This is a genomic window from Ideonella sp., from assembly GCF_044358605.1.
In the GTDB taxonomy this organism is placed as follows: Bacteria; Pseudomonadota; Gammaproteobacteria; order Burkholderiales; family Burkholderiaceae_C; genus Ideonella.
In genome coordinates this window covers 40,909-50,347 of record NZ_JBIKNQ010000037.1, presented here as the reverse complement: position 1 = coordinate 50,347, position 9,439 = coordinate 40,909, and the positions used below count along the sequence as shown (strand labels likewise).

The window sequence follows — 9,439 nt, the reverse complement described above, 5'->3', positions numbered from 1 at the left end:
CGAATTCCTCAACGCGCCCTCAACCACCAGACCCCCATCGAGGCCCTGAAAAAATGGCACGCCTCACACCCCAAGCTCTTCACAAAACGTGTGAATGATCTCCCGGGGCTTGATACCTTTCTGACCATCAAGGGCCTGACCCAAGGGGCGACGCGGGCAGAGTTTGAGTACCCCATTCCGTTGGTGGATGCACAGGCTTTGCTGCAACTCTGCGAAGGGCCGCTGATCGAAAAGACCCGCTATGTGCTGCAGGTGGGCGCCACCACCTGGGAGGTGGATGAGTTCCACGGCGAGAACGCGCCCCTGGTGGTGGCCGAGGTGGAGCTGCCCTCAGAAGACGCGGCGTTTGAGCGCCCCGACTGGCTGGGCGAAGAAGTCACGCATGATGCGCGTTACTTCAACGCCAGCCTGTCGCAGCGGCCGTTTCAGCGCTGGTGATCACGCGGCCTTGGGCACAAACTGACTGGGCAGATCGATCTCCACAAACGCGTCGGGCACCTCGCCCAGGCGGGCATAGCGGTAGAGCACCGTGTTGAAGGTTTCTTGGAAGAAGGCGCCCAGCACCCAAGAAGCCAACATGATCATCACGGCGCCATTCATCAGCGTAGGCATGGCCAGCACGGGGGCTTGCACCAGGCCCCAGCCCAGCCAGGCCAACATCACCAGCATGGTGAGAAGGCCCAGCACCAAGCCGCTGCTGACCGTGGCCACGAGGTTTTCACCCCAGGTGCGCTTGAACAGGCTCACGCTCTAGGCCAAGCCCTCTTGCCAGGTGGCTTCTTGTCGCATCACCAAGGCGGGGATGGTCAGGGACGTGGCCAAACCCCAGAGCATGGCGGCCACATTGCTCAGGATCTCGCCCAACCAGCCAAAGCGCTGGCGCAACTGCTCTAACAGCATGCCCACCACTGAGTGGATAAGGCTGAGCCAGAAGATGGCTCCCAGGTGGCGAACAATGGCCTCCCAGGCGTCCCAACCCGAGGGGCGATGGCCTTCCAAGCGGGCGGTGGCGAGCCCCGCTACTGAAAATCCAAAGCCCATGCGCAACAGGTTCAGGGCCATGTAGACACCCAAGGTCTGCAGCAGGCCCATATTGAGCGCGGTCTCATCGCCTTGCTTGGCCGTGCTGATCATCCACTCAATGACCGGCCCAGAAAGCGGCCACCAGACCGCCCACACGAGGGCGATCCAGAACACGCCATAGCCCCAGAGCCAAGGCGTGCCAGACCATAAGCGCAAGGTGGCGCCAAGCAGGCGCCAACTCTGTTGAATGCGAAACATCCGCACCATCCTTTTCAAACTGCCTGAAGGGTTTCGGCGCGGACTATAGGGCGCGGGACGCGCATGTGCGGCCCAGCAAGCCCACGCGGGCGTGATGCATTGCCCAACCCAGGGCGGTATGACTAGAAGGTCTCCCAGTCGTCCGACGCCCCCGCAGTTGCCGGAGCAGGTGCAGGCGCCAGGGGTGCAGGCGCCAGGGGTGCGGGCGCTGGCCGTGGTGCCATGGGCTTGGCGGCCACCGGCTTAGGGCTGTGGACTGCTGCGGCCACGGGTGCCGAGGATGCGGCGGGCTTCATCGATGCAAACGACGGCGTGCGAACCGGGCCTGCCGCACTCAGTTGAAACACAGACACGGCCTGAACCAGTTGATCCGCTTGGGTCTTGAGGCTGCCCGCCGCAGCGGCCACCTCTTCCACCATGGCGGCGTTTTGCTGGGTGGACTGGTCCATTTGGCGCACGGCGTCGCCAATCTCCTCCACGCCGGCACGCTGTTCGGCACTGGCATGGCTGATCTCGCTCATGATGTCGGTCACGCGCTTGATGGCGCTGACCACTTCGCTCATGGTGGCACCCGCTTGATCCACCAAGGTGGTGCCGCTTTCCACGCGCTCCACGCTGGCAGTGATGAGTTGTTTGATCTCTTTGGCCGCGTCGGCGGAACGGCCAGCCAGGCTGCGCACCTCGGCCGCGACCACGGCGAAACCACGGCCTTGCTCACCGGCACGGGCGGCTTCCACCGCAGCGTTCAGCGCCAGGATATTGGTTTGGAAGGCGATGCCGTCGATCACCGAGATGATGTCGGAGATCTTGCGGCTGCTGTCGTTGATGCCCTTCATGGTTTCAACCGCTTGGCCGACGACCGATCCGCCACGCTCAGCGACTGAGGACGCGGCCATGGCCAAGCTGTTGGCCTGCTGAGCATGCTCGGCGTTGTGGCGCACGGCCTCGCCCAGGTTGGACATGGTGGACGCGGTTTGTTGCAAGGCGCCCGCCTGCAGCTCGGTGCGCTGGCTGAGGTCCAGGTTGCCAGACGCAATCTGCGCACTGGCCGAGGCCACGCCTTCCGCGTTGCGTCGCACGGCACCCACGGTCTGGGCCAATTGACCCTGCATCTCGCACAGCACGGTTTCCAGCGCGCCGATGGCGTCTTTGCGTCGAACTTGGGTCAGCTCGCACTGGGTCAGGTCACCACTGGAAATCTTGCGGGCCATGCGGGTGCAGCGTTCTACGGGCTGCTCAATACTGCGCAAGACCCAGCGGGCCAATAGCAACACCAGCGCTACCGCCGCCAACGCCACCATCAGTGCAGTGGTGGAGGAACGCTTCTGGGTTGCTGCAAAAGCCTCCATGGACGAGGCCGCAAACGCATTGCCGGCCACCACGGTTTCATCGACACCGCCCCGGTGGGCCAAGTAAAGCTTGTGCACGTCTGCCAAGGCTTGCTTGGCCGCATCGGCTTCACCGGCTTGCAGCTTGGCAATCACTTGGGTCTGGGCCGCGGCAATAAAGGTCTTGGCCGTCTCGTGCTGACGACCCAGCAGTTGCTTTTCCAGACCATAGGGCGGGTTTTGCGTCCAGAAATCTACCCGGGCTTGGTACTCACTGGCTAAGCGATCAACTTGCTTCTTGGCTTCGGCCACGTCCAGCGAGCCTTCGACTGCTTGGGAGAGCACCAGCCGCATTTCAATCAGGTACATCGGCGGCGGCAGGATGTCGGCCACCACATCCTTGGCCACAAAGGCCGCACCGGCGTTCTGGCTCATGTGCTGCTGCGTCCACAGCCCCTGGCCGAACACCATGAGAGAAGCGACAACACCCACGGCGCCGAGAGTGGCGATGGACCAACGCAATGAATGGAGTAAGCGCATGGGGCTTCCCTTGAATCGACAAATAGACGGACTTCGAAGGGATTTTCGGCCGCAGGCTGCCAAAGCTAAGGCCTGAATACCGGCCGCGACGGGCATCATTTCGCCAAGGAAGCGGCCGCCATCAAGGGATAGGCCAGCGCATACCCAGAACAGCGCCGCCCTCATCACCCGGCGTCAGGGTGAGCGTCGCGCCCAGCGCCTGAGCCCGGGCCTGCATACTGGGCAGGCCCAGCCCCGGGTGGGTGCTGGCCTGAGGGTTCAAGCCCACGCCGTTGTCGATCAAGCGCAGCCAAATGGTGGGCTGGGGCGCCGCCTGCCAGCGGGCCTGCACCACCACCCGGCTGGCCTTGGCATGCTTGATGACGTTGGTGAAGCCTTCGAGCAAGATGCGCTGCACCTGCAGGATCTGCGGGGGCTCCAAGCCCGGAATGGGCGGCAGGGTGTCCACATCCCACTGCACCTCGATACCCGCGGCCTTCAGCCGAGGCTGCAGGCGGTAGCGCAGTGTGGCCAGCACGGCGGTGAGATCGCTTTGCATGGGCTGCAGAGAGTCCACTGCCATGCGCATTTCGTCCAGGGCTTGGCGGACCTGTTCTTCCAGCACCACAGGCTGAACCGGCTCTTGCCGCACCAGGCTGAGCAAGCCCACCAGTTGGGAGCCAATGCCGTCGTGGATCTCGCGCATGATGCGCTGGCGCTCGCCCAGCACCGCCCGCTCTTGCTGCTCTTGGCGCAAGGCCTCAAAGGCGGCGCGCAATTGCTGCTCTTTGTCGGCCACACGCTCGGTGAGTTGGTCGTTCAGCGCTCGGTAGGCCTCGGCCGTGCGGCTGAAGCGCGAGACCACCAAGGCCGCCAAGAACAGCACAAACACAAACATGGCGTGCGGTGTGAAGGCAAAAGTGGAGCCGCCCCACAAACCCATGCGCACTCGCAGCAGGTCGTGGGTGCCGGCCAGCAGCGTCACGCCGCCCGCCGCCAGCAACCACCAAGCCGCCCGGCGCCGCCGCTGCAAAGCTTCCTGCAGCACCACGCCAAAGCAGGCCAAGCCCACCACCTCTAAGAGCACCAGGGCCAAGGTCCACAGCGCGGGTATGCCCATGGAAAACGACAACACGACCAACACCACCATGCTGGCAATCACGAGGTGAATGCCGCGCACCAGCCAAGGGATGTTGCGCTCCAGCGCCAGCAATACAAACCGCGCCATCAGGCCCAACTGCAGGCCGTAGGCCATGGCCAACACCGCGCCCCACCAGGGCCAGGGCAAGGGCGTGTGTTGCAGCCATTGGTCCAAGGGGCGCACCGCGCCACACAAGGCGGCCAAGCTGAAGCAGCCAAACAAGGTCTCACGTTGCTGCCACCACAAGCCCGCCGCCAAGCCGCCCATCAGCAACAAGCAGGCCGCATAGGCGGCGGCCGGGCCTTGGGCCCAAAACTGCTGTCGCTCCTGCAAGGCCGACACCGTCGGCAGCGGGCCGACGACCACCGGGGACAAGCCGCCGCCACGCAAGGCTTGGGCGTGCAGCTCGATCACCAACACCTGCGGGCCAGGGCCTTGCAGCAAAGCAGCGGGCAAGGCCAAGACGCGGCTGAACTTGCTGGCGTCATACACGGTGGAGCGCGGCTCACCCCACTGCTGCAGCAACACCCCGTTCAAGGTGACCTGGGCTTGGTTGCCCACGCGCCCCAGGTACAAGCCCAAAGCAGGCTCTTGGGCCACGATCTCAGGCGGCAAGGTGAAGGTGTAACGAGCCTGGCCGCTGCGCCCCGGAAAAGCTTTGTCCCATCGGTGACGCAGGCTCACCTGAGCGCGCTGCGCAGGCATGCCGTCGGGCTGCAACAACGCGTCGGCCTGGGTGAAGGTGTGAACAGCGGCCGACTCGGTGGGGCTCCACTGCCAGCCCATGCTCCAGGCCAGCAGCAAACTGAAGCCCAGCAAGAAGGCCGCCGCGAGACTGCCCAGGAACAGCGCCGGCTTTAGGTCAGCAAGCCGCACTGGCGCGCCTCAAAAACAGCCTCGGCCTTGTTGTGCACGCCCAGCTTGCCGTAGATATTGCGCACATGGGTTTGCACGGTGGAGATGGACACGCCCATGCGCTCGGCAATTTCTTGATAGATGAAGCCACGCGCCACCAGGTCCAGCACTTCAGATTCGCGCGGTGACAAACCCTCAACTTTGCTGGGCTCTCCCGACAGGCTGCGCGCCGTGGCGCGGGGGCTGGGCTCTGTGGGTGCAGGGACGGGCCGCACCGCCTGCCAGCGCGCCAGGAGTTGGCGCGCAATGATGGGCGTCATGGGTGAGCCCCCAGCGTGCAAGCTTTGCACATGGCCGGCCAAGTCGGCCTCGGTACCGTCTTTCAGCAGGTAGCCTCGGGCACCGGCTTCAAAGGCGGCCAGCATGCTGGCCTCGTCACCAAACATGGTGATGACCATGGAGGAGCAACTGGGCTGCAACAGCCGGGCTTCGCGGATGACCTCCAGGCCCGAGCGATCGGGCAGGCCCAAATCCACCAGCAGCACATCGACCGCATGGTCGGCCAACCAGGACAGCACTTCGGCGGCTGTGCCTGCCGCAAACAATAACTTCAGGGAGGGCGCTTGTTGGATGACTTGGACCAGACGGTCGCGGATGCGCACGTCGTCCTCAACCAAGGCCACGGTGATCAGATTCATGGCCCGCATCTTGGCACGAGCTGAGGCCCCGCTGCATGCGTGCGTCTCCCATGAACTGAGGAGGCGCGCCCCTTGGCAAGGGTGGCGCTTGGCCGCAGCATCGGGGCCTCCGAGGAGCCCCCATGTCGATCAAGATTGCCTTCACCTCCTGCTGCGATGCTGTGCGCGACCCCGAGCAAAGCACTTGGGCGACGCTGGCCGCCCAAGACCCCAGCCACATCGTGCTGCTGGGCGACAACATCTACATGGACTACGGCCTCGGTGACCACCTCGGCAACGGCAAAGCCCTCTATTTGCCCTTGGCGGAGTTTTCGCAGCGCATGCATGGTTACTACGCGCAGCAGTGGGCGGTGCAGCACTTTCGGCAAGCGCTGGCGGGCCGGCAAGTGCATGCAATTTGGGACGACCATGACCTGGGCTGCGACAACGGCCGTTGCCTGGAGCCGCACACTGATGAGTTCACCGACAGCCGCTATGTGCCGCCGGCCTACCGGCAGTGCGCATGGGTCTTGTTCGAACAGTTCCGCAACACCCTGAAGACCCAGCCGCTGCAGTACCCCGCCAACCCTGTGCCCAACGGTGTGGCCGCGCAGGGCCTGGGCAGCATCGCCCAGACAGTGGACCTGGCGCCGGGCTTGCGCCTGCACCTGACGGATGGCCGCAGCTTCCGCCCTGTGGCGGGCTCGCAGGCCAGCTTGCTGGGTGGGGCTCAGCGAGAAGCCTTGCAAGCCGCGCTGCTGCCCGAGCCCGGTATCAACTTGGTGGCCAGCGGCACCACGCTGAACGACTGGAAGATGTACTACCGCGACTTTGTGTGGCTGCGCGCGCAAGCTCGGCAACACCGTATCTTGGTGCTGAGCGGCGACATCCACGAGCCCGATTTCCGCGAGCGCGGGCGGCTCTACGAAGCCACCGCCAGCGCCATGGCCCAACCCGCCAGCATCACCGCTCTAGTGGGCAAGAAATCGGGCGTGTTTGCGCTGCTGACACTGGAGGAAGCGCAACTGACCCTGCAGTGGTGGGTCGAGGGCCAGCCGCAAGCCACCCTGACCCAACACATCAGCCGAGCTGACTGGCAGGTGGCCTGAGCGCGTACAAGGCCGGTGCGATGGCCTCAAAACCTGCGGCCGCGCGCAGCAGGTCGGCATCGCCGCGCGGCTTTCCAATGAGCTGCAAACCCAAGGGCCAGCGGCCATTGGCATGAAAGCCAGCCGGGATGCTGACGGCCGGTAAGCCCGCAAAGGTGGCGTAGATCGTGCACTCCATCCAGCGGTGGTAGGTGTCCATGGTGCGGCCTGCAATCTGCTGCGGCCAGCGCTCGCCCACTGCAAAAGGCCAGACCTGTGCCGTGGGAAGCGCCAACACATCAAAGTGCTCAAACTGCTGCACCATGGCCTGCAAAAAGCTGCTACGCACCACGGCCGCGCGCTGGAATTCCATATACGACAAACCTTGTGCGTTGTCGTGCTCCCACAGCACCTCAGGCTTGATCTGTGCCCGGCACGCGGGGTTGGCTTGCAGCATGGGTGCAACGCGGGGGCCGACCAAGGCGCGCCGCCACATCAGCCAAGCGTGCCAGACGGCGTCGAGGTCGCTGCCCAGGCGGGTGGGCTCGACCTGGGCGCCGGCCGCGACCGCCGTTTGCAAATGAGACTCCAACCCCGCGAGGATGCCGTCCTCACACGCCAAGTGGCCGCCCATGTCTCCCAACCAACCGATGCGCAAGCCCTTCAAGCCTTCGGCAGCTGCGGGCAGGCCCGCCAGCTGGGCCACGTCAGCAATGTCGTCCACCGGGTCGGTCAAGGCCAGCGGCGTGCGCGGGTCGGGGCCAGATTGGGTGGCCAGCAAACGGGCAAGGTCGCGCACGCTGCGCGCCATCGGTCCCTCGGTGCCGAGCTGGTTCACCCAGACATCGGGCACGGGGTAGAAGGGCACGCGACCCTGGCTGGGACGAAAGCCCAGCACATGGTTCCAGCCGGCCGGGTTGCGCAAAGAGCCCATGAAGTCCGAGCCATCGGCCACGGGTAGCAGGCGCAGGGCCAAGGCGACGGCCGCGCCGCCACTGGAGCCCCCGGCTGAGACGGCAGGGTCCCAGGCATTGGGCGTGGCCCCAAATGGCGTGTTGAAGGTGTGCGAGCCCAAGCCGAACTCGGGCATATTGGTTTTACCGATGACGATGCAACCGGCAGCCTTCATGCGGGCGGTCATCAGGTTGTCTTCGCGCGGCATGCTCTTCAGCATCAAGGGCGAGCCGAAAGTGGTGGGAAAACCCAGCGCATTGGACGCGTCTTTGATGGCCTGCGGGATGCCATGCAACCAGCCCCGGCTTTGGCCCCGCGCCAGCTCCGCATCACAGGCCGCCGCCTGCGCCAGCAGGGCCTCATCCGGCGCCAAGTTGACCATGGCCACCGCCTGCGGATTGAGCCGGTGAATGCGGGCCAGATAGGCCTGCATCACTTCGGTGCAAGAGACTTGTCGGGCGTGGATGGCCGCCGAAAGCGCGGTCGCATCGAGGTCGGTCAGGTCGCTGCTGGAGCCAGTCATCATGCTCATTGGGGCTGCAGGTTCAGGCCCTTGGCAATGGCTTGGTAGCGCGCAATCTCAGCCGTGTAGAGCTTGCCCAACTCCGCCACCGACATGGGCTTGGCCACATGCTGGCCCGTGCCTTCATAGGCCTTGCGCACCTCAGCGTTTTGCAGGGCTTCGTACACGGCCTTGTTGATCCGCTCCACTGCGGCATCCGGCGTGGCTTTGGGAACCACCATGCCGGCCCAGAGATCGTATTCAAAGCCGTCCAGGGCTTGTGAGGACGCGAGCGTGGGCAGTTGAGGGAAGCCTGGGTGCGGTTGGCGCGAAGCAATGCCCAAGACCTTGACTTTGTTTTCCTTGATCAAGCCCACCACCGGCCCTGCCAAGGGAATGAAGACCATGTCGATTTGGCCCCCCATCAGGTCGGTGAGGATGGGGGCCGCCCCCTTGTAGGGCACGTGCAGGCACTTCACACCGGTCTGCTTGGCGAACACTTCGCCCATCAGGTGGTACATGGAGCCGCTGCCCACGCTGCCATAGCTCAGCTCCTTGGCACCGGGCTTGCGGGCCATCGCCACCAGTTCGTCCACGGTGTTGGCCGGCATGTCCTTGCGCACCAGCATGATCATCTCGGCGCGCACGATCAGGGCTGCCAAGCGCATGTCTTCAGGCTTGTGCTTGACCGCCGCCATGGCCATGGGCGACTGGATCAGCTCCATGGGCGAAGCCAGGGTCATCACATGGCCATCCGCCGGGGCTTGCAGCATTCTTTGGATGCCTAAGGCCCCACCCACCCCACCGACGTTCTCGACAATGATCTGTTGGCCCAAGAGGCGCTGCATCTCGCCCTGCGCGGTGCGCGCCACAAAATCGGAGCCGCCACCGGCCGGATAGGGCACCACCACCGTCAACAGCTTGCTGGGAAAGGCCTGCGCCCACGCCGGCCCAGTCACCGCCGCCCCCAAGCAACCCAGTCCCAACCCAGACACCACATGGCGACGACGAATCATGAGCGCACCTCAAACTAGCTAGCGGATGAAGAAGGCCCGATCATGGGCCCGCCCCTGACGAGGCACTAGTGCAAATCA

Annotated in this window: 7 protein-coding genes and 1 pseudogene; 2 read left to right on the top strand and 6 right to left on the bottom strand. The window is 64.6% G+C overall.

The features are described 5' to 3' along the window. Window positions 1-438: CYTH domain-containing protein (locus ACIQ3Q_RS13995; protein WP_396269735.1), on the top strand; the 438-nt coding region annotated here is incomplete at its 5' end. Here ACIQ3Q_RS13995 and ACIQ3Q_RS13990 read toward each other — a convergent pair. The 4 genes and pseudogenes from ACIQ3Q_RS13990 to ACIQ3Q_RS13975 all read right to left on the bottom strand — a co-directional run bounded on the left by ACIQ3Q_RS13990 (window position 439) and on the right by ACIQ3Q_RS13975 (window position 5,822). Continuing rightward, window positions 439-1,041: pseudogene (locus tag ACIQ3Q_RS13990) on the bottom strand (DUF6159 family protein). Between the two features lie 362 nt (window positions 1,042-1,403). Further along, window positions 1,404-3,149 (bottom strand): methyl-accepting chemotaxis protein, encoded by a 1,746-nt coding sequence (locus ACIQ3Q_RS13985; protein WP_396269734.1) that lies wholly within the window; start codon window positions 3,147-3,149, stop codon window positions 1,404-1,406. A 121-nt stretch (window positions 3,150-3,270) separates the two neighbouring features. Beyond that, on the bottom strand, window positions 3,271-5,145 hold the full coding sequence (locus tag ACIQ3Q_RS13980) for an ATP-binding protein (RefSeq protein WP_396269733.1): 1,875 nt from the start codon (window positions 5,143-5,145) through the stop codon (window positions 3,271-3,273). Next, window positions 5,127-5,822 (bottom strand): response regulator, encoded by a 696-nt coding sequence (locus ACIQ3Q_RS13975; RefSeq protein ID WP_396269732.1) that lies wholly within the window; start codon window positions 5,820-5,822, stop codon window positions 5,127-5,129. Before ACIQ3Q_RS13975 ends, ACIQ3Q_RS13980 begins: the two co-directional genes overlap by 19 nt. A gap of 122 nt (window positions 5,823-5,944) precedes the next feature. Between ACIQ3Q_RS13975 and ACIQ3Q_RS13970 the strand changes: the two genes are divergently transcribed. Then, complete coding sequence (locus tag ACIQ3Q_RS13970; RefSeq protein ID WP_396269731.1) at window positions 5,945-6,910, top strand: hypothetical protein; 966 nt, start codon at window positions 5,945-5,947, stop codon at window positions 6,908-6,910. Here ACIQ3Q_RS13970 and ACIQ3Q_RS13965 read toward each other — a convergent pair. After that, window positions 6,882-8,375 carry an amidase gene (locus ACIQ3Q_RS13965; protein ID WP_396269730.1) on the bottom strand — a complete coding sequence of 498 codons (1,494 nt, stop codon included), beginning with the start codon at window positions 8,373-8,375 and terminating at the stop codon, window positions 6,882-6,884. The two genes, ACIQ3Q_RS13970 and ACIQ3Q_RS13965, sit on opposite strands and share 29 nt — an antisense overlap. Further along, a complete protein-coding gene (locus ACIQ3Q_RS13960) occupies window positions 8,372-9,361 on the bottom strand; it encodes a Bug family tripartite tricarboxylate transporter substrate binding protein (protein ID WP_396269729.1) in 990 nt (329 codons plus the stop codon). Before ACIQ3Q_RS13960 ends, ACIQ3Q_RS13965 begins: the two co-directional genes overlap by 4 nt. Window positions 9,362-9,439 lie beyond the last annotated feature (78 nt).

Coding starts and splice junctions, on each gene's coding strand:
- ACIQ3Q_RS13970 (WP_396269731.1), top strand. CDS start 5,945: ATGTCGATCAAGATTGCCTTCACCTCCTGCTGCGATGCTGTGCGCGAC.
- ACIQ3Q_RS13960 (WP_396269729.1), bottom strand. CDS start 9,361: ATGATTCGTCGTCGCCATGTGGTGTCTGGGTTGGGACTGGGTTGCTTG.
- ACIQ3Q_RS13965 (WP_396269730.1), bottom strand. CDS start 8,375: ATGAGCATGATGACTGGCTCCAGCAGCGACCTGACCGACCTCGATGCG.
- ACIQ3Q_RS13975 (WP_396269732.1), bottom strand. CDS start 5,822: ATGAATCTGATCACCGTGGCCTTGGTTGAGGACGACGTGCGCATCCGC.
- ACIQ3Q_RS13985 (WP_396269734.1), bottom strand. CDS start 3,149: ATGCGCTTACTCCATTCATTGCGTTGGTCCATCGCCACTCTCGGCGCC.